Source organism: Streptomyces sp. XY431 (assembly GCF_001279805.1).
GTDB lineage: Bacteria > Actinomycetota > Actinomycetes > Streptomycetales > Streptomycetaceae > Kitasatospora > Kitasatospora purpeofusca.
The window spans coordinates 1-18,156 of record NZ_LGDO01000033.1 but is presented as its reverse complement, the minus strand read 5'-3'; the positions used below and the strand labels follow the sequence as shown (position 1 = coordinate 18,156).

Sequence of the window (18,156 nt, the reverse complement as noted above, 5' to 3'; positions counted from 1 at the left end):
ACCCGCGCGCCCGTCGCCCGCCCCGCGCGCCCGTCGCCCCGTGCCGCTACGCCCGGGGCGGCGGCCGGAGCCTCGGCCGGGCCGCCAGGACGGCGATGTCGTCCTCCGCCGGGTGCCCGGAGGCCGGGCCGAGGGCGTGCAGGGCGGCGTCGAGCAGGTCGTCCAGCGGGCCGGTGACGGGCAGGCGCAGGGCGGCCAGCCGGGCCAGCGAGACATCGATGTCCTCGCCGCGCCGTTCCACCAGCCCGTCCGTGTACAGCAGCAGGGTCTCGCCGGGCAGCAGGGCCCGGGTGGCCTGTTCGTAGCCGCCGAAGCCGGTGCCGAGCGGCGGGCCGGTCGGGATCCGCAGCAGTTCGGTGGGCCGGCCGGGCGCGATCAGGGCGGGCGGGAGGTGGCCGGCGCAGGAGAAGGTCCACCGGCCCCGGCCGGGGTCGGCGAGCGCGAGCAGGCAGGTCGCGGGGCGGGCGGACTCGTTGGCGGCGATGACGGTGTCCAGCTGCCGCAGGATCCGGTGCGGCGGCAGGTCCATGCCCGCGACGTCGCGCAGCGTGGAGCGGTAGTTGCTCATGTCGACGGCCGCCTCGACGCCGTGGCCCATCACGTCGCCCATGACCAGCAGGGTCCGTCCGAACGGCAGCCGGACGGTCTCGTACCAGTCGCCGCCGACCACCGAGCTGCTGCCGGACGGCAGGTAGCGGGAGGCGAGTTCGAGGTTCTGGTGCGGGTTGCCCGGTTCGCTGAGCAGGGCGCGCTGGAGGTCGAGGGCGATGCCCTGGGAGCGGCTGTAGCGGCGGGCGTTGTCGATGCCGGTCGCGGCCCGGGCGGCGAGGTCGCCGACCAGCACCGCGTCGTCCGGGCCGAAGCCGGGGGATGCGGCGGTGCGGGCCAGGGTCAGCAGGCCGACCAGCTCGCCGCGCGCGGTGAGCGGCAGCACCAGCAGCGAGGTGACCCCGGCGGTGCGGAAGACGGCCGCGGTGTGCGGATCGGGCGCCGCCGCGGCGAGTTCCTCGGCGCTGCGCGGGGCGAGCAGTACGGCGACCCCGGAGGCCAGGGCGCGGGCCGCCACCGACCCCTCCCGGTGGCGCACCGACTCGCCCGGACGGGCCAGCGCGCCGACCTCCGGGCGCAGCGCGGCCGTGGCGGCCAGCCCGGCCCGGTGGAAGCGCAGGCCGGGTGCCCCGCCGGGTCGGACGGCGGTGTCCGGCGGCAGGACGTCGACGGTGGCGAGCTCGGCCAGCCGGGGTACGGCGAACGCGGCGAGTTCGGCGCCGGTGGTGTCGATGTCGAGGGTGGTGCCGATCCGCTCGGCGGCGGCCTCCAGGAGGGCGAGCCTGGTCCGGGCCCGGATGAGTTCGTGGCGCAGCTCCTGGACCGGATCGGGATCGTCCAGGACGGCCACGATCACGCCGATGACGCGGCCGTCGGCGGTGAGCGGCCGGTAGCGGACCCGCAGGCCCACCGGGACGGGCGCGCCCGGGCCGTCGGGGCCGCCGGTGACGCGCTCGCGGTCGCGGCCGTCGTCCAGGACCCGGCGCAGCGTGCCGACGGCGTCGGCGAAGGCGGTGTCCGGGGCCGGGCGGCCCAGCAGATCGGCCCGCCGCAGACCGGTGACGGTGGCGAAGGCCGCGTTCAGGTACAACCAGCGCAGTTCGGTGTCGAGCAGCGCGACGCCGGTCGGCAGGCCGTCGAGCAGCTCACGCAGGAGGTCGGGGCTGTTGCTGTCGGTAGTGTCCGGGTCGCTCCCGGAGAGCGCCGCGGCCGCCGCCGTGAGCGCGGTGGTGTCCGCGTTCGTGGGGGGGCCGCCGTCTCCTCCGTCGTCGTACCGGGACCGCATAGGTCCATGATCACGCTCCGCGGCGCGGCTCGCCCAGGGACTCGCGCATCCTTGACCGGTCGGTGGGATTCCGGTATCGGGGCGTGGGGCGGTGCGGGGTGGCGGTCCGCGCCCGGCGGGTCAGGCGCCGGCGGGTCGCTTGAGCTTGGCCCAGACGGCCTCCAGTGCGGCGATGTCGCCGTCGTCGAGGCGGTCGTCGAAGACCTCGGCGAGCGCCGCCCGGCGGGTGGCGTCGGCCTCGGCGAACAGTCGCCGCCCCTCGGGGGTGAGCGCGATCCGCACCGAGCGGGCGTCGGTGGGGGAGGGGGCGCGCTCGATCAGGCCGCGGGCCTGGAGGGCGTCGGCGACCCGGGAGACCTGGCTGCGGCTGAGCAGGGTCTTGGCGCCCAGGTCGGAGGCGGCGACCGGTTCGGTCTGGCCCCGCAGCCAGAGCATCACCTCGAACCAGGAGAGCGGCAGGTCGTGGGCCCGGGCGAGGGCCTGGTCGACCCGGGCGCTCAGGGTCGTGCCCGCCCAGACCAGGCCGTAGAAGGCGTGGTCGCGGGCGGTGAGGTCCCCCAGGGTGAGGTCGGTGCGCTGCGACATACCGGGAAGCCTACCTTTTTGCGTGTGCGTGCACACATCCTGCTATGGTGTGTGTGCACGCACACAAATCCCCGCTTCGGGGCGGGCGCGACTGTTTCGACGGCCCGGCTCCGGCAAGGCAAGGAGTCCCCATGACCGCCAGCGACCGGATCGTTCTCATCACCGGCACCTCCAGCGGCATCGGCCTGGCCGCCGCGGTCGCCGCGGCCGGCGCCGGCCTCCGCGTCGTCGCCACCATGCGCGACACCGGCCGCTCCGGCCCGCTGACCGAGGCCGCCGAGGCGGCCGGCGTCGCGGACCGGATCGAAATCGCCGAGCTCGACGTCACCGACGCCGGCTCCGTGGCCGCGTGCCTGGCGGAGGTCGTCGCCCGGCACGGCCGGCTCGACGCCGTGGTCAACAACGCGGGCTCCGGCCGGGTCGGCACCGTCGAGCAGGACGGACTCGCCCCCGTCCGTGAGGTGATGGAGGTCAGCTTCTTCGGCGTGGTCGAGGTGACCCGGGCCGCGCTGCCGCACCTGCGGGCGAGCGGCGGCCGGGTCGTCACCGTGACCAGCGTCGGCGGCGTGGTCGGCCAGCCCTTCAACGAGGCCTACTGCGCGGCCAAGTTCGCGGTCGAGGGCTTCATGGAGTCGCTCGCCCCGGTCGCCGCGACCGTGGGCGTCACCGTCACGGTCGTCGAACCGGGCGCGGTGGCCAGCGAGTTCGTCGCCAGCCAGGGCATCGACCTGCCGGCCCTGCTGACCGCCGCCGGTCCGTACGCGCCCGCCCTGGAGGCCTACGCGGCCCGTACCCGGACGGCCTTCGACCAGGCGCAGAGCGCGGAGGGGGCCGCGGCGAGCATCGTCACCGCGCTCACCGCCGAGCGGCCGCCGTTCCGCGTCCAGACCTCGGACCGGGCCCGCGCCTTCGTCGGGGCGAAGCTCGCGGACCTGGACGGGTCCGCGGTCCAGGGGATCACGGCCGGCTGGGTGGCCTGAGCCCGAGCCCGAGCCTGAGCCTGAGCCCGAGCCTGAGCCTGAGCCCGAGCTCTGCCGCAACGGTTCCGGCCCTGGGCGGCGGCGACGTCCCGTCGTCACCGCCGCCGCCGGGGCGCGCACCGATCAGGCCCCGGTGAGCACGACCAACTGCCGGGTCGCCCGGGTCATCGCGACATAGCGGTCCACCGCGCCGCCGACGCCCTCGCCGAAGCCCGCCGGGTCGACCAGCACGACCAGGTCGAACTCCAGCCCCTTCGCCAGCCGCGGCGTGAGCGCCCGGATCCGGCCGCCGGCCCGGAACTCCTCGCGGCAGGTCGCGCCGAACTCCGCCGCGAAGGCCGCGTCGCCGATGACGCAGGCCGTGCCCTCGGCGTGCGCCTCCAGCCAGTCGGCCAGCACACCGTCCAGATCGGCGAGCGGGCCGCGGGTGACCGGCACCCCGCTGCTGCGCACCGAGGTGGGCACGTTGGCGTCCGGCAGGGCGGCCCGGATCACCGGCTCGGCCTCCGCCATGACCTCCTCCGGCGTGCGGTAGTTGACGCTCAGCGAGGCCACTTGGGCGCGGTCGAGACCGATCCGGGCCAGCCGCTCCTGCCAGGACTCGGTGAAGCCCTCCCGGGCCTGGGCCCGGTCGCCGACGATGGTGAAGCTCCGGGACGGGCAGCGCTGCAGCAGCATCTGCCACTCGGCGTCGGTCAGTTCCTGCGCCTCGTCCACCACGATGTGGGCGAACGGCCCGGCCAGCCGGTCCGGGTCGGCGGCGGGCAGGGAGCTGCCGTCGACCAGGGTGTCCCTGAGGTCCTGGCCGCGCAGCATGGCGACGGCCCCCTCGCCGTCGTGGTCGGAGTCGATGATGGCGGTGATGACATCGGCCATCCGGTCGCGCTCCTCGGCCAGGGCGATCTGCTCCCGGCGCTTGCGGCGGGCGTCCGCCGGGTCGCCGAGCCGCTGCCGGGCCGCGTCCAGGATCGGCAGGTCCGACACCGTCCAGGCCTGCGGCTCGGCCCGCTGCAGCCGGCGGACCTCCTCGGGGGCGAGCCAGGGGGCGCACAGCCGCAGGTAGGCGGGCACCGTCCACAGGTCGCCGACCACGTCGGCGGCCTCCAGCAGCGGCCAGGCCCGGTGCAGGGCCTCGACCAGCTCCCGGTCCCGCCGCAGCGAGCGCAGGAACAGCTCGACCGGGATGTCCTCGCCGCCGCGCAGCTTGGTCAGCAGGATCTCCGCCAGCTCCGCCCACACCTGCTCGCGCGCCTCGTTGTGCGGGGTGCCCGGGTCGGGGGCCGCGAAGGCCTCGGCCCAGTCGTCGGGGTCCAGCCGGAGGTCCGCCCAGTCGGTCGAGACCGTCATGCCCTCGGTGGGCGGCTCCTCGTAGATCCGTACGGCCTGCTCCACCGCCCGCACCATGTCCGCCGAGGCCTTCAGCCGGGCCACCTCAGGGTCGGACTCGGCCGCCGCGCGGGCGCCCTCGGCGACCAGGTCCCGCACGGTGCAGGTCCGCACCCCCTCCTCGCCGAGGCTTGGCAGCACGTCGGCGACGTAGTCCAGGTAGGGCTGGTGCGGGCCGACGAACAGCAGCCCGCCGCGCCGGTGCCCGAGGCGCGGGTCGGAGTAGAGCAGGTAGGCGGAGCGGTGCAGCGCGACCACGGTCTTGCCCGTGCCGGGGCCGCCGTCGACGACCAGCGCGCCGCGCGAGCCGGCCCGGACGATGGCGTCCTGGTCGGCCTGGATGGTGGCCAGCACGTCCCGCATCTTCGCCGAACGGCTGCCGCCCAGCGTGGCGATGAACGCCGACTGGTCGTCCAGGGCGGCGTGCCCCTCCAGCCCGTCGGCGGCGAACACCTCGTCCCAGTAGTCGGTGATCCGCCCGCCGGTCCAGCGGTAGCGGCGGCGGCTGGCCAGGCCCATCGGGTCGGCGTGGGTCGCGGCGAAGAACGGTTCGGCGGCGGGCGAGCGCCAGTCGATCAGCAGTCGGCGGCCCTCGGGGTCGGTCAGGCCGAGACGCCCGATGTACACCGGCTCGGTGCCGTCCGCCGGGACGATCCGCCCCAGGCACAGGTCCAGCCCGAAGCGGCGCAGGGCGCGCAGGCGGCCGGTCAGCCGGTGGACCTCGAGGTCCCGGTCCATCGCGGCCCGGCCGGCGCCGCCGGGTGCGCGGCGGGCGGCGTCGAGACTGTCGGAGGCCTCGGCGATCGTCCGCTCCAGGCTCTCCGCGACGGCCGCGAAGTGCCGCTCGTCCGGGCCGACCAGGGCCGGGTCCGCCTTGGCGGCGAGACGGTCGGGAAGGTCGAACACGCTGGTGGTGGGGGTGGTCATGGCAGCGGTTCCGATCCGTTGTTCCGACTGAGGCTGGTGCACTGAGCAAAACTCCAAGGGGGGATCGTTCGGGGCTTAGGTCGTTGATTGTGCGGTAGGACCGGGGCCTTGCGGCAAGGCCCCCCTTGCGTTATAAGTTGAGAGTGGCAAGAGGAGCGTGACGTCTCCACCGCTCCCGCCGCGTTTTCCCCGTCCTCCCCTCCCTCCGGTGCGTTCCGTCGGCGCGGCTCCCGGACGGGAACCCCCCGGTGGGCGGTGTGACAACGGGTCATACTGGCTGGTGCCCAGGGCGTGTCGTGCCCGGGAGAAGCAACCGGACCGGAGGACTTGATGAGCCGCGACCTGCCGACCACAGTTCCGCCGGGCCCCACGCCGGCGCAGCCGTGGAACCGGCAGCGGCTGCGCAGCAACAACGAGTGGCTGCTGCTCGAACGGCTGCGCCTCGGCGGCCCGTCCTCGCGGGCCCAGCTCGCCCGTGACACCGGCCTGTCCAAGCCCACCGTATCCGCCGCGCTGGCGGCCCTCGAACAGGCCGGGCTGGCCCGCGAGGCCGGGCGCTTCGTCCCCGAGCGCGGGCGGACCGCCGTCCTGTACGAGCCCGACCCGCTCGCCGGGCACGTGCTCGGCGTCGACATCGGCCGGGCCCGGCTGCGGGTCGCCGTCGCCGACCTCGCCGGGGACATCGTGGCCCGCCGCGACATTCCGAACAAGGGGCGGACGGCGAACGCGGTGGCCGACGCCGTGGTGGCCGCGGCCCGGGAGACCACCGCCGAGGCCGGGGTCGCGGCGGCCGACATCGTGCACGCCGTGATCGCCACCCCCGGCGTCTGGGACGAGGAGCGGCGCGGCGTCCGGTACGCCACCAGCCTGCCGGGCTGGGGCAGACCCGGGCTGTTCGACCGGATCGCGGCCGGGCTGGAGACCACGATCACCGTCGGCAACGACGCCAACCTGGCCGCGCTGGGCGAGTACACCCTGGGCGCCGGGCGGGGGAGCGGCAGCCGGATGTTCGCCTACCTGGTGGCCGGGACGGGCCTCGGCGTCGGCGTGGTCAAGGACGGCGAGCCGCTGCTCGGGGCCCACGGAGCGCTCGGCGAGGTGGGCATGGTCCCGCTCCCGCCGCACCCCGACGGCACCCCGGGCGGCACCGTCGAGCAGGTCGCCGCGGCGGAGGCGGTCGTCCGGACGGCGCTGGACCTCGGCATGACGGGGCCCTTGACGGCCAAGCAGGTCTTCGACGAGGCCCGCGCCGGGGACCCGCTCGCCGCCACCGCCGTGCACCGCACCGCCGGTCAGCTCGCCTACGCCCTCGCCGTGGTGTCCGCCGTGCTCGACCCGGACCTGATCGTGCTCGGCGGCGGCATCGGCGGCAGCGCGGACCTCCTGCTCGAACCGCTCGGCCAGGCCCTGCACCGCCTCACGCCGATGCGGCCCACGCTCGCGGCCAGCCGCCTCGGCGAGGAGGCGGTCCTGCTGGGTGCTGTCGCCACGGCGCTCGACCTCGCCCGCCCCGAGGTCTTCGAGCGCCTCTCGTCGCCGACGGACTGAGCGGGCCTCTGTCTGTCGCCAGGAGGAGCGCCGACCTGGGCGGATGCGCCGGGCGGGGCCCTCGGCGGCGCCGTTATCCTGAACGCATGAGCGAGAACCTTCCCCCGTGTCCGCAGTGCGCCGGCGAGTACACCTATGAGATGAACGGCCTCATGGTCTGCCCGGAGTGCGGCCACGAGTGGGCGCCGGGCGAGGCCGCCGGCGAGGGCTCGGCCGACGGGGCCGGCGAGCGGGTGGTGAAGGACTCGGTCGGCAATGTGCTCAGCGACGGCGACACGGTGACCGTCGTCAAGGCACTCAAGGTGAAGGGCAGCGCCTCGGGCATCAAGGCGGGCACCAAGGTGCGCAACATCCGTCTGGTCGACGGCGTGGACGGCCATGACATCGACTGCCGGATCGAGGGCTTCGGCGCGATGCAGCTCAAGTCGAGCGTGGTCAAGAAGGCCTGAAAGCCGGTGCCCGGGTTCGGCGGTGCGTGATCGGGCCGGCCGGTTGATCGACGCTGCGTGATCGCCAGGTCTCGATCTGCTTACAAGTGTTTGAAGTATGTACAGACCGTATGACGGGACTGATTGACTCACGATCCTCTTTCAAGTGGAACGGAGCGTTCACGTCCATGCCTTCACGGATGCGCGGCGGCCGTCGCGGCCTGGCCGCTGTCGCCGGACTCGTCTTCACGGTCGGTCTCGCCCTGACGGGTTGTGACCCGACGGCGGCCGACACCGCCACCGTCGCGGTCACCACCCCGGCGGCCCCGGCTGCGGTCACCACCCCGCCGGCGGCCGCCCCGGCCGTCACCACCCCTGCGGCCGCGCCGGTCCAGACGCCGCCCCCGGCGCCCGCACCGACCGCCGTCGTGCCCGAAGCGACCAAGCCGGCCGCCGAGCCCGCGCCGGTTGTGCCGGTCGTCCCGACCACCGCCCCGCCCAAGGCCCAGTCGACGCCCAGCAAGGCCGCCCCCCAGCCCAAGGCGACCACCGCCCAGCCGCCCACCGACCCGACGCCGGCCGAGACCAAGCCCGCGGCCGCCGCCGGTGACTGCGAGATCAAGTCCAATGCGGGCAACTGCTACAAGGCGGGCCAGTTCTGCCGCGACGCCGACCTCGGTCGCACCACCCACGAGGCCGGCGGCCGCGTGATCACCTGCCGCATGGTCAGCGGCAAGCCGCACTGGCAGGCCTGACCAACAGCCCTTGACAGGTCCGGCCCGGTGAACGCCACCGGGCCGGACCCCGACGCCGTCCGCCCGCCGGATCAGGATCCGGCGCGCTCGATGGCCTCGAAGATGTCCGCATCGGTCTCCTGCTGCCAGGACGGAAGGTCCGCCCAGTCGGCCACATAGCCAGGCTTCGGGTCCTCGATGTGTTTGTGGATCTGAGCGATCCAGCACGTCGCGACGAAGCGCCCCTTCTGCTCCCGGGTGAGTTTGGACGTGTTCCCGCCGCTCACCCTGATGAAGTCGCGGACCTGGCCGAACACGGCCGTGGCACTCTCTCGTTCCCATGCGGGCGTCTCGTCCCAAGGGGCGACATATCCGGCCTTCGGCTCGCCCGGGTAGTGCTTCGACACACCCGCGATCCACGCTTCACGGAAGATCCGTCCATCGGACATTGCGTCACTCCTTCGTCGGACGGCGCCCGTCGAGCGCCGAGATCTGCTGGTGCAGCGCGGAGGCCCGGCTGTCGGTCATCAGCGGGACGAGGCGGTTCTTGACGGCCTCCAACTTCCTCCCGATGAAGCCCGACCCGGTCCGGCTCGCCAGTTCCAGTGCGGCGTGAGTGTAGTGACTCGCCTGGTCGAGATCGCTGCGTTCGACCCCCAGTGCCGCCAACTCCGCGAGCACGGCTCCCCGGCGGCGCGGTGAAAGCTGTTGCGACAGGGCAGTTGTCAATGCCTGCTCCGCCAGATCCGGTCGGCCGAGGGCGAAATAGCAGGTTCCACGTTCCTCGGCGAGGCGGGAGCCGTCGAACCGGAGCCAGCCTCCGTTGTGCGTTTCCCCGGAGAGGTTGTGAACCTGCTCGGCGCTGTCGAGCGCGCGCTCGGTCGCATCAAGGTCGCCGAGACCCGCATGGGCCTCTGCCTGGACCGCTGCTACCCAGTAGCGGGTCGAGAGCTGGTGGTCTCCTCGTTCGGCGACGCGGGATGCCGCCGCCAGTATCGGAGCTGCCACGCCGAACCGATTCTCGTACAGTTCCACGAACGCGTGCCGGGTCAGGGCACATGCCCACATGTCGTAGGCGCCGGCCTCCCTGCTGGCGCTGGCGGCCAGGGTGTAGCAGTAGGCCGCATCGGTGTACCGGTTGGCGTCGAAGAAGATCTCGCCCGCGAGCTGGTACAGGTCTCCCACAAGTGTGCAGAGCTTCTGATGAGAGGCCTCGCTCTGATGCTCGCCCAACCCCTGGGCCAGGAGGTTCAATTGGTGTTGAACCAAGGGGTAGACGGCCTGTTTCGAGTCGGACAGGCCGAACACCTTCCAGAGGTGCGCGTTCAACTCGGGCCCGGTTTCAGCAAGTTCGGCGGACCTGCCGGTGCGGGGCGAGGCTGCGCCGGAGGTCGGCAGCGCAACGAGGGCGCCGGTCGCGGCGAGCAAGCTCAGAATATCGCGGCGCTTCATGTCGTCAGTATCGCCAACAGAAGGGCCGGCGGCGTAGACCACCGGACGGCACGGGTGCAGTGCCGCAGGCGCGAGTAGCTCCGCCAGTCGTTCCGGAGTGATCCTGAGGGCCTTTGCCAGTTTGGGGTGAATGTACCCCTGGGGGTCGGTCGCGCCGGCCTCCCAGCGGGCGACAGTGGAAACTGCCACTCCCAACTCGTGGGCGAATGCCTCCTGGCTGTAGCCCAGCGCCTTGCGGCGTTCCGCAAAGTTCTTTCGTCTTGGAGCCACGGCCTCCTCCGCTCGGATCGACAGGCCCAGGTCGGGCTGAACAGTGCGTTGATTGTGCCTGACAGACAGTAACTTTCTGCTCTGGTTCGCGACAACTCCCGGGCCCTTCACTGGATGCAGCCGCTCACTCCCGGGCCGTCGGCACGGTCTCCGGTCGAGTCGAGCCGGTCCGTACCACCCTGCACTGCTGCTCGGCCCGTTCCGGGGCGAGCAGCACCAACCCGATGGGAGAATCCCGTGAGCAGCACCATCAAGTCGACCGCCGAGCTGGACGAGCTGGGCAAGTACTTCGCGATCGCCGCGCGACGGATCGACTCCGGCGAAGCGGCGCCGGAGATGTTCTCCGCTGCCGTCGACACGGCGTGGCACCGGCTGGCCGACGACCTGGAGGCGTACGAGGCGTTCACGCTCCAGCACGCGGGCCGGAAGTTGGCCCACGTCGAGGGTGGGGGTAGCGGCTTCATCACCTGGGTGAGCGCGTACGAGGAGGCGTACGGGCCGCTGCCGGAGGTCTGGTTCACGAACGCCGACGGCACTCTCGACACCGAGGCCCTGGCCAGGTACCGCGAGACCGGCGAGGTTCGGGGCGAGTGGAACTGCTCGCCCGCCCCGGGTGACGGCGACGACATGGCCCCGACGGCGTCCTACCTGTGATCACAGCACCGTTCGACGGAGCGTCCCGGCCGACCGCCGGGGCGCTCCGCCTCGCCGGGGCCCGCACGGAACACCCCGTCGGCGTGGACGGATACCTTGCCGGCTTGGACGAGCACTGCCCGTTCCTGCGACCGTCGATCCGGCGGGGTATGACCGGGTGGACGGTCTACGAGATCGCCCCGGGCAGTCATCGGTATGCGGTGGAGGCCGAGTTGTTCTACGCCGGAGTACAGGCCGCGGAATGGGTCCGTCCGCTGATGGCGCGGCCGCACGGTGTCCTCGCGTGCGAGAACGTCGTACTGCGCGGGCACTGTGTGGGTGCGGACCATGGTGAGCTTCTGGCATGGCCGCACTGGGCGTTGAAGCACCTTTACGCGCCGGTCGGGGTCATGTTCGGCAAGTTCGCCCAGGGCACTGTGGAGACCGGTCGGCGCGGTGGGAGTATCCCGCCGCCGCCCTTGTCGTTCCTCCCGGTGCGGGCGGGTGTGCGGCCGTTGGATCCGAGGTTCCTGGAGGGGACGCCCGACCTGGCCACGGCGTTGTCCGTGGCGGTCGATGACGGTCGCGACGTCTTCGAGTACATCCCTTGCGAGTGGAAGGCAGTGAGAGCATGGGCGAATTCCCTCCCGATGCCGCAGCGGCACTGAAGGCTGCGGAGGCCCGCTGCGGGCCGCTCGAACTGGAGGAGATCAGCAACCGACGGGGCTCGGCGGTGTGGAAGGCCAGTGGTCCGCAAGGGGTGGTGAGCATCAAGCTCGGCACCGGCGAGGCTGCCGAGGTCACTGCCCGCGAAGCCTCTGTCCTGGAGCAGCTCCCCGAATACACCGTCACGGCCGGTCGCTTCGACAACGGCGTCTGGTACGTCACCCCGTGGCTGGTCGGGCCGTCCACCTGGGACGTGTTCCGGCCGGTGCGCAAGGGCGCCGGTGGGCGCGAGGAAGCCCTGGGGGCGGCGGTCGGGTTGTGCCGTGCGGTGGCCGACCTGCACGAGGCCGGTTGGGTGCACGGTGACCTCCAGCCCCAGCACGGGATCCACACCGAGGACGGTGTCCGGCTCCTGGACTTCGCCTGGTCGCGGCAGGTCGGCAGCACCCCGTGGCGAAGGTTCGACGGCACGATGATCCACCTCACCGCCCCCGAGCTGGCTGCCCGGATCATCAACGGACCGCAGCCCGTCGACACGACCCAGACTGCCGACGTCCACGCCCTCGCCGGCACGCTGTGGACCTGCGTCACCGGGAAGTGGCCGCTGGACTACGAGGCTGTTGGAATCGGGAAGGGTGCGTCGGTGGAGGCGATGCGCACGGCCATCGCCCACCGTGCGGTCCCCATGTCCACCTCGATGCCCTGGCCGGCTCTTCAGGCCCGTCTGCGGTACGTCCTGCTGGCCGCCCCCGACGACCGGCCGAGCGCCGCCGAGTTGACGGAACTCGTTGAAGCGGTCGACGGGTGATCGAGCTGCGGGAATTGGCCCACGGCGACGTCAGGGCCGTCGAGTGCATCTACGGCCCCGAATCGGTGAGGTTCCTCGGTCGGGGGCCGATGGACGCCCACGAGGCCCGGGAGTACGTGGCGGGCGCCCTGTCGTCGGCGGATGAGAAACCCCGTGTGCGGTACACCCTCGGTCTCGCGGTGGACGGTGACCTCCTCGGGGTCGTGAAGCTCCATTCGGACGGTTCCGTCGCCGCCGTGAGCTACGTTCTGCGCGCGGACACTTGGGGTCGGGGCTATGCGACCGAAGGTGTCCGCAGGATCCTCGTGCTCGGAACCGACCGCTTCGGGGCGGCGGCGATTCGTGCCAGGCACCACCCCGACAACCCGGTCTCCGGCCGCGTCCTCCGCAATGCTGGGTTCGTCCCTACAGGCGTCCGGGCCGGGTTTGTCACCTATGCCCTGCCGGATGTTTGGCGATAGGCCACGATGGCAGGTCTGGTCGTCCTCAGGGAAGTTCGGCGAGCGTGTTCCAGAAGAGCCGTTCGTAGGCCTGGAGCAGGCGGCCGTACCCGTGGGCAGCATCCAGGTCCGGCCCGGTGAACCCCACCGGGCCGGACCTCGGAGACGTCACGGGCCTTCCCGTCGGTCTCCTGCTTTTATAACGGCAGATCGGACCTCGAAGCTGCCCTTCGGGCGCTGGGAGAGACCTTGTCCGGCGACATCGTCGCGGCCGTGGTGATCGACCGTCGCGTCCACCGCACCGAGGTTCTCATCCTCATCCGTCGGCGGCGTGAGCTCCTGGGGAAGGAGAACCGAGCTCACCACGCTGCCGGGGATCGCCTGTCGGGTATGCCAATTGGGCGGAACGGGGTGCCCGAACAGCTTGCTGAACTCCCGGCGCGCCTACGAGTGCGCATGCCACCATCGGCCGAGGACGCCACCGTCAGGACGAAGGGAAAGCTGTGGGAGCGAGCTGGGAGTACAAGATCATCGATGTGAGGGTGAATGGCTGGCGCGTGGATCTTTCGGAGTTGAACGCTCTGGGCTCGCAGGGCTGGGAGGCGGTGAGTGCGAACCGCTACGTCGAGAAAGTCGGAAGCTCCACGGAGGTTGTCCACCGCGAGGTGCTGCTGAAGCGGGCCGTTCGCCAGGTGTCGCCGTAGTCGGTGCGCCGGTCCGGTCCGAGCGAGTGGAAGGCAGTGAGAGCATGGGCGAGTTCCCTCCCGATGCCGCAGCGGCACTGAAGGCTGCGGAGACCCGCTGCGGGCCCGTCGGGCCGGCGGTCGACGGGTGATCGTGCTGCGGCACCGGTAGGGCCGGTCGCCTCAGGGGAGTTCGGCGAGGGTGCTCCAGAACAACCCTTCGTAGGCCTGGAGCAGGCGGCCGTACTCGCGGGCGGCATCAATGTCCGGATCGGTGAGGCCGGTCGGGTCGAGGGCGTCGGCGGCCGCGCGTTCGAGTGCGGTCGGCGGTTGGGCGAAGAAGTCGAAGAAGGCGCAGGCCTCCTCGCCGAAGCCGTGGAAGCGTCGCAGTGCCCCGGCGAGTGTCGCGCAGTAGCCGCCCCAGGCCGTGAAGTTGGCGACCAGGGCGGCTGCCACAGCGGGTGGGTGGCCGTTGAGGGAGAGCCAGGCAAGGTAGGAGGGGTAGGCCTGGCAGCCGGGCAGTGGTTCTGCGGCGGTGTCCGTCGCTCCGCAGGCGGCGGCGAGGGCGGGCAGGGTGTTCAGGGCCGCGCTCTCCCCGTCCGCGAGGCCGGCGAACCAGGCGCCCAGGGGTGCGTCCGCGCAGCGGGTGGCGAGCAGGAGGAGGCTGCGGCGGTCGGAGGTGATGATCCGTTGCTGCTGTGCGGCGAGGACGGCGAGTGTGCCGAGTTGTCCCTGTCCGGTCGCGAACTTCGCCACCAGGGCGGGCGGTTCCTCGCCGGGAAGGGTCAACTCCGAACGAAGGTCGCGGAGTTGCTGGTCCGTGGGCATGTGCGGCCTCCGGGTGTCACTGAGCACCGTCCCCCGGTCCTCATTACTACCGCGTTCGGCCAGGCCCCGCGCGGGGCGCGCCGGGGGTGCTGTCAGGTGCCTTCGGATGTCGGCGGGTGTCCCGGTGCCGGCGCGAACCAGCTGCTCGGGGGGACGCCCAGGGAGCGATGGAACATCGCGGTGAAGGCGCTCGGCGTGGCGTAGCCGAGGGCGGAGGCGACGGCGGTGACCGGGGTGTTCGCGGCCAGCAGGGTGACGGCGTGGATCAGCCGGGCCTGCTGGACCCAGTGGGTGAGGGTCATTCCGGTCGCGGCCGGGAACCTGCGTTGGAGGCTGCGCGGGCTGAGGTGGGCGTGGGCGGCGGCGGCCGGGGTCGTCCAGCGTGCGCCCGGGTCGGCGCGGACGGCCGCGCACAGTCCGTCCAGGGCCGGGTCGGTCGGGACCGGCAGGTGCAGGGCGGGGACGGGCTGCGGTGCGAGTTCGTGGAGCAGCAGGTCGACGAGGCGGCCGTCGCGGCCGTCGACCCGATAGTCGAGCGGGATGCGGGTGGCGGCGTCGATGAGTTCGCGCAGCAGCGGCGGCACCGCGACGACGGTCGGAGCCTCGGGCAGGCCGGCCGCGGCGCCGGGTTCGAGGTACAGCGTGCGCATCCGCACCGGGCCGGTGCAGGTCATCGCGTGCACGACACCGGCCGGGACCCAGACGCCCCGGGTGGCCGGTACCACCCACGTCCCCCGGTCGGTGACGACGGTGATCGCCCCGCTGGTGCCGTAGATCAGCTGGGCCCGACGGTGGTGGTGCGGGGGGATGTGGTGGCCGTCGGGCAGGTCGCGGGCCATCGCCGCCAGCGGACGCGGCACGTGCTGGTAGTCGTCTCGGTTCTCGCTCTTGCCATGCATTGGCGCACTCTCGACAGTGGACGGCGGATCGGCGAAAGCCTGCCACGGGCGGGTCTCCGTAGCGTCTCTTTTCGTGATCGAAAACGACCGTGGAACGAGCGACCCGCGACTGTCGCCGCGACGGGCCACCGCGCTGCTCGCCGCGACCAGTGCCCTGACCGCCGCCAACGTCTACCTCGGCCAGCCGCTGCTGGGCAGCGCCGCCGCCGCACTTCACGTTCCGCCCGCGACGCTCGGCGCCGTGCCCACCGCCACCCAGATCGGCTACGCAACCGGCATCGCCGTCCTGGTCCCCCTCGGCGACAGCCGGGACCGGCGCCGGCTGATCCTGGGACTGTGCGCGGCGTCGGCCTGCGCCCTGGCCGCCTCCGCGCTCGCCCCGACGGCTGGTCTGCTGGTCGTCGCGGCCTTCGCGCTCGGCCTGCTGTCCCCGGTCCCGCAGCTGGTGGCGCCGCTGGCCGTCGCACTGGCCGGCGGCCGGCACCCCGGGCGGACCGTCGGCACCGTCCAGGCCGGTCTGCTGGTCGGGGTGCTGGCCTCCCGGACGTACTCCGGCGCCCTCGCCGAAGCGGTGGGCTGGCGCGCCGTGTTCGGGTGCTCCTGCGCGCTCACCCTGCTGCTGACCCTGGTCCTTCGGCGGGCACTGCCCACCGGCCCGCCCACCACCCGGGCTGCCCGGGCCACGCCGTACCGCGAGCTGCTGGCCTCGGTGCCGCGGCTCTTCGCGACCCGCCCGCTCGTCCGCCGGATCACCGTCTCCGGCGGCCTGGTCGGCGTCTCCTTCGGCGCCTTCTGGACCGCCCTGACCTTCCTCCTCGAACAGCGCTACCACTACGGCTCCACCGTCGTCGGCCTGTTCGGCCTGGTCGCCGTGGCCGGCGCCCTCGCCTCCACCGCCGCCGGGCGGCTGGCGGACCGCTTCGGCCGCCGCCGGGCCGTGGCCGCCTCGATCGCCGTCACCGCCGCGGCCTGGGCGCTGCTGCTGCCCGGCGGGAGCGGGATCCTCTGGCTGACGGTCGGGGTCGTGGTCCTCGACATCGGCACCTGGGGCAACCAGGTGGTCTGTCAGGGGGTCCTCTTCACTCTCGACCCGGCGCTGCACAGCCGCCTCAACACCTGCTGGTTCACCCTCCGGTTCCTGGGCATCGCCCTCGGCTCCCTCGTGGGTTCGGTCGCCTGGGCGCGCGGCGGCTGGCCGGCCGTGGTCGGAGTCGGGGCGGCGGCGAGCCTGGCGGCGCTGCTCGTCGCGGGCCTGCCGGAAGGGAGGGGCCGGGCCGCGGGACGCTCCGGCGTAGCGCCGGTCGAGGGGAAGGCCGGTCACGGTAGGCAGGTAGCAGGTAGCGGGTAGTAGGTAGCGGGCAGCAGGTAGCCGGCTCAGGGGAAGCGGGTCACGCCGCGGGCGTCCAGTCGGGCGGCCGGGGCGGCGACGGTCTCCTCGGGGACGCCGTCGTGCACGGCTCACCCCTCGGGAGGCGTCGGCGGCGCGGGCTGCGGTTCGGGCTGCGGTTCGGGGGCCCGACCGGGCGGGGGCTCCAGGACGTCGTAGCGCAGCCCGCTGGAGCCCGAGCCGGTTCCGCTGACCTTGCGCCGGGCCGACCAGGCGTGGGCGGAGCCGTCGTGCCAGCGGGTGTACTGGCGGCTGCGCTCCACCCGGACGCCGGAGCGCGGAACCTCCTCCTCGAACAGCCACTGCTGCTCCCCGAGCAGCCGGCCGAGGGGCCGCGCCGGGGTGTTCTCGTCGCGGACCAGACCGGCGAGCAGCAGCCGGATCTGTTCCGGGGCGTCCGGGTCGACCGGCTGGGGCACCAGCGGGTACCAGTGGCCCGGGACCTCGGTGGCGAGCAGGTACCGGTCGGCGGGCGGGTCGCCGGGTTCGGCGGTCGGCCGGGGCGGGAGGGTCGCCACCCAGCGGGCGTAGCGGTCCAGCGGCTCCCCGGCCAGGTCGCCGACGGTCTCCTCGACCGCCCAGGCGAGGTTCGCCGCTTCGTCGCGCAGCAGCAGCACGGACTCGGCGGGCGGGCTCTCCAGTCCGGCGGGCAGCGAGGCGGCCCGGTAGAACCAGGGGGAGGGCGGCGGTTCGGTACCGTCCCCGCCGCCGCCCATGGCGATGCCGCCGCGGTCCTCGCCGAGGCCGAAGAGGTTCCAGTCCGGGTCCTCCAGGGAGGCGTGGGCGAGTTCCGTCGCGCCGCCGAAGACGTCCGTGACCGAGCAGTGCACGACCCGGCTGAGCGAGCCCACCGGGCTCGGCAGCGGGCAGCAGAACCAGTCGTTCCCGTACACCGTGGTGAAGGCGATCAGCAGCAGCCGTCCGAGGTCGGCGGGGCTGGTGTCCACGGCGCCGAAGTTGATCCTGGCGTCCTCCATCTCCCAGTAGCGGGAGGCGGGCATGCCGCCGAAGATCGCCGGGGTGGGGACGATGGCGCGCTGTTCGTGCGTCACGGCGGCCTCGGTGACCGGGATGTGGGCGGGCGGGGCGTCGACGGCCCACCAGTCCAGGTGGCCGCCCGGGTACTCCTGGGCCCGCAGTTCCAGCTCGGGGACGGTGGAGGAGCGCACCGCGAAGGCGTATTCGAGCCGGTTGGGGTTCCAGCCGGCGGGGGGCGGGGGCGCTACGGGTTCGTCGGGCGCCCCGTCCGCCACGCGCGGCGCCCACCAGTGCAGCCAGCGCTCTGCCGCGCCGGCCAGGGCCTCCTGGTCGGGGGCGGCCGCGCCGAACTCCTTCGCCGCGGTCTCGTCCCGGTCCACCAGCCTGGCCAGCCACGGCACCAGCGCGACGGGGTCGGGCAGTCGGCTCCGGACGGCGGCGCCGAGCGGGGCGGGCGCGAGCGGCCCGTCGACGGCGCAGGGGCAGGTGGTGGCGAACGCGGGCAGCAGCGCGGCGAGGCCGACCGAGGCGAGTTCGCGGCGCCAGCGCAGGCCGGCGGCCAGCGTCAGCCGGGCGTCGGGTCCGGACTCGGGCTCCTGCTCGACGAGTTCCTCCAGCACCATCCGGCCCGGCCGGTAGGGCAGCCAGTCGCCCTCGCCGTCACCCCCGCCCCCGCCGTCACCCCCGCCC

General features: G+C 73.4%; 18 protein-coding genes and 1 pseudogene. 10 read left to right on the top strand and 9 right to left on the bottom strand.

The features are described 5' to 3' along the window. Window positions 1-46: 46 nt before the first annotated feature. Both ADK60_RS05650 and ADK60_RS05645 read right to left on the bottom strand, forming a co-directional pair. Window positions 47-1,834, bottom strand: coding sequence for a SpoIIE family protein phosphatase (locus tag ADK60_RS05650; RefSeq protein WP_079008078.1), 1,788 nt, complete (start codon window positions 1,832-1,834; stop codon window positions 47-49). A 120-nt stretch (window positions 1,835-1,954) separates the two neighbouring features. After that, on the bottom strand, window positions 1,955-2,419 hold the full coding sequence (locus ADK60_RS05645; protein ID WP_053643737.1) for a MarR family winged helix-turn-helix transcriptional regulator: 465 nt from the start codon (window positions 2,417-2,419) through the stop codon (window positions 1,955-1,957). 131 nt (window positions 2,420-2,550) lie between these two features. On the opposite strand from ADK60_RS05645, the gene ADK60_RS05640 reads away from it, so the two are divergent. After that, the gene (locus tag ADK60_RS05640) at window positions 2,551-3,399 is read left to right on the top strand and encodes an SDR family NAD(P)-dependent oxidoreductase (RefSeq protein WP_053643735.1); all 849 of its coding nucleotides are present in this window, start codon (window positions 2,551-2,553) and stop codon (window positions 3,397-3,399) included. A 123-nt stretch (window positions 3,400-3,522) separates the two neighbouring features. Here the strand turns inward: ADK60_RS05640 and helR are convergent, their stop codons facing one another. Continuing rightward, window positions 3,523-5,712 carry an RNA polymerase recycling motor ATPase HelR gene (gene helR, locus ADK60_RS05635; protein WP_053643733.1) on the bottom strand — a complete coding sequence of 730 codons (2,190 nt, stop codon included), beginning with the start codon at window positions 5,710-5,712 and terminating at the stop codon, window positions 3,523-3,525. A 330-nt stretch (window positions 5,713-6,042) separates the two neighbouring features. Here helR and ADK60_RS05630 point away from each other — a divergent pair, with 330 nt between their 5' ends. The 3 genes from ADK60_RS05630 (at window position 6,043) to ADK60_RS05620 (ending at window position 8,443) form a co-directional block, all read left to right on the top strand. Next, window positions 6,043-7,260 (top strand): ROK family transcriptional regulator, encoded by a 1,218-nt coding sequence (locus ADK60_RS05630; protein ID WP_053643731.1) that lies wholly within the window; start codon window positions 6,043-6,045, stop codon window positions 7,258-7,260. Window positions 7,261-7,346: 86 nt separating this feature from the next. Continuing rightward, entirely contained in the window at window positions 7,347-7,709 is a 363-nt protein-coding gene (locus tag ADK60_RS05625) for a zinc ribbon domain-containing protein YjdM (protein ID WP_045940319.1), read from the top strand. A gap of 167 nt (window positions 7,710-7,876) precedes the next feature. Continuing rightward, on the top strand, window positions 7,877-8,443 hold the full coding sequence (locus ADK60_RS05620) for a hypothetical protein (RefSeq protein ID WP_159400318.1): 567 nt from the start codon (window positions 7,877-7,879) through the stop codon (window positions 8,441-8,443). A 71-nt stretch (window positions 8,444-8,514) separates the two neighbouring features. On the opposite strand, the gene ADK60_RS05615 is transcribed toward ADK60_RS05620, so the two are convergent. Both ADK60_RS05615 and ADK60_RS05610 read right to left on the bottom strand, forming a co-directional pair. Beyond that, the gene (locus ADK60_RS05615) at window positions 8,515-8,871 is read right to left on the bottom strand and encodes a hypothetical protein (RefSeq protein WP_053643727.1); all 357 of its coding nucleotides are present in this window, start codon (window positions 8,869-8,871) and stop codon (window positions 8,515-8,517) included. Between the two features lie 4 nt (window positions 8,872-8,875). Continuing rightward, window positions 8,876-10,144, bottom strand: a complete 1,269-nt coding sequence (locus tag ADK60_RS05610) for a helix-turn-helix domain-containing protein (protein ID WP_053643725.1) — start codon at window positions 10,142-10,144, stop codon at window positions 8,876-8,878. Window positions 10,145-10,381: 237 nt separating this feature from the next. Between ADK60_RS05610 and ADK60_RS05605 the strand changes: the two genes are divergently transcribed. The 4 genes from ADK60_RS05605 to ADK60_RS05590 all read left to right on the top strand — a co-directional run bounded on the left by ADK60_RS05605 (window position 10,382) and on the right by ADK60_RS05590 (window position 12,712). Beyond that, complete coding sequence (locus ADK60_RS05605; protein ID WP_053643723.1) at window positions 10,382-10,798, top strand: hypothetical protein; 417 nt, start codon at window positions 10,382-10,384, stop codon at window positions 10,796-10,798. Between the two features lie 104 nt (window positions 10,799-10,902). Beyond that, window positions 10,903-11,445 carry a hypothetical protein gene (locus ADK60_RS05600; RefSeq protein ID WP_234370953.1) on the top strand — a complete coding sequence of 181 codons (543 nt, stop codon included), beginning with the start codon at window positions 10,903-10,905 and terminating at the stop codon, window positions 11,443-11,445. After that, entirely contained in the window at window positions 11,409-12,251 is an 843-nt protein-coding gene (locus ADK60_RS05595) for a protein kinase domain-containing protein (protein WP_053643721.1), read from the top strand. The genes ADK60_RS05600 and ADK60_RS05595 overlap by 37 nt, the downstream gene beginning before the upstream one ends. After that, on the top strand, window positions 12,248-12,712 hold the full coding sequence (locus tag ADK60_RS05590) for a GNAT family N-acetyltransferase (protein WP_053643718.1): 465 nt from the start codon (window positions 12,248-12,250) through the stop codon (window positions 12,710-12,712). The genes ADK60_RS05595 and ADK60_RS05590 overlap by 4 nt, the downstream gene beginning before the upstream one ends. 25 nt (window positions 12,713-12,737) lie before the next feature. Here ADK60_RS05590 and ADK60_RS47465 read toward each other — a convergent pair whose 3' ends face one another. Beyond that, window positions 12,738-12,863 carry a hypothetical protein gene (locus ADK60_RS47465; RefSeq protein WP_286185253.1) on the bottom strand — a complete coding sequence of 42 codons (126 nt, stop codon included), beginning with the start codon at window positions 12,861-12,863 and terminating at the stop codon, window positions 12,738-12,740. Between the two features lie 331 nt (window positions 12,864-13,194). Here ADK60_RS47465 and ADK60_RS05585 point away from each other — a divergent pair, with 331 nt between their 5' ends. Further along, window positions 13,195-13,395 (top strand): hypothetical protein, encoded by a 201-nt coding sequence (locus ADK60_RS05585; protein ID WP_053643716.1) that lies wholly within the window; start codon window positions 13,195-13,197, stop codon window positions 13,393-13,395. A 162-nt stretch (window positions 13,396-13,557) separates the two neighbouring features. Here the strand turns inward: ADK60_RS05585 and ADK60_RS44520 are convergent, their stop codons facing one another. Both ADK60_RS44520 and ADK60_RS05575 read right to left on the bottom strand, forming a co-directional pair. Continuing rightward, on the bottom strand, window positions 13,558-14,202 hold the full coding sequence (locus ADK60_RS44520; RefSeq protein ID WP_053643715.1) for a hypothetical protein: 645 nt from the start codon (window positions 14,200-14,202) through the stop codon (window positions 13,558-13,560). Window positions 14,203-14,294: 92 nt separating this feature from the next. Further along, the gene (locus ADK60_RS05575; RefSeq protein ID WP_053643713.1) at window positions 14,295-15,101 is read right to left on the bottom strand and encodes an AraC family transcriptional regulator; all 807 of its coding nucleotides are present in this window, start codon (window positions 15,099-15,101) and stop codon (window positions 14,295-14,297) included. Window positions 15,102-15,174: 73 nt separating this feature from the next. Between ADK60_RS05575 and ADK60_RS05570 the strand changes: the two genes are divergently transcribed. Beyond that, on the top strand, window positions 15,175-16,449 hold the full coding sequence (locus tag ADK60_RS05570; RefSeq protein WP_234370952.1) for an MFS transporter: 1,275 nt from the start codon (window positions 15,175-15,177) through the stop codon (window positions 16,447-16,449). Window positions 16,450-16,559: 110 nt separating this feature from the next. Here the strand turns inward: ADK60_RS05570 and ADK60_RS05565 are convergent. Next, window positions 16,560-18,156, bottom strand: a pseudogene (locus ADK60_RS05565) (hypothetical protein); the annotation flags it as partial.

Coding starts and splice junctions, on each gene's coding strand:
- ADK60_RS05640 (WP_053643735.1), top strand. CDS start 2,551: ATGACCGCCAGCGACCGGATCGTTCTCATCACCGGCACCTCCAGCGGC.
- helR (WP_053643733.1), bottom strand. CDS start 5,712: ATGACCACCCCCACCACCAGCGTGTTCGACCTTCCCGACCGTCTCGCC.
- ADK60_RS05575 (WP_053643713.1), bottom strand. CDS start 15,101: ATGCATGGCAAGAGCGAGAACCGAGACGACTACCAGCACGTGCCGCGT.
- ADK60_RS44520 (WP_053643715.1), bottom strand. CDS start 14,202: ATGCCCACGGACCAGCAACTCCGCGACCTTCGTTCGGAGTTGACCCTT.
- ADK60_RS05645 (WP_053643737.1), bottom strand. CDS start 2,419: ATGTCGCAGCGCACCGACCTCACCCTGGGGGACCTCACCGCCCGCGAC.
- ADK60_RS05620 (WP_159400318.1), top strand. CDS start 7,877: ATGCCTTCACGGATGCGCGGCGGCCGTCGCGGCCTGGCCGCTGTCGCC.
- ADK60_RS05650 (WP_079008078.1), bottom strand. CDS start 1,834: ATGCGGTCCCGGTACGACGACGGAGGAGACGGCGGCCCCCCCACGAAC.
- ADK60_RS05615 (WP_053643727.1), bottom strand. CDS start 8,871: ATGTCCGATGGACGGATCTTCCGTGAAGCGTGGATCGCGGGTGTGTCG.
- ADK60_RS05625 (WP_045940319.1), top strand. CDS start 7,347: ATGAGCGAGAACCTTCCCCCGTGTCCGCAGTGCGCCGGCGAGTACACC.
- ADK60_RS05595 (WP_053643721.1), top strand. CDS start 11,409: ATGGGCGAATTCCCTCCCGATGCCGCAGCGGCACTGAAGGCTGCGGAG.
- ADK60_RS05630 (WP_053643731.1), top strand. CDS start 6,043: ATGAGCCGCGACCTGCCGACCACAGTTCCGCCGGGCCCCACGCCGGCG.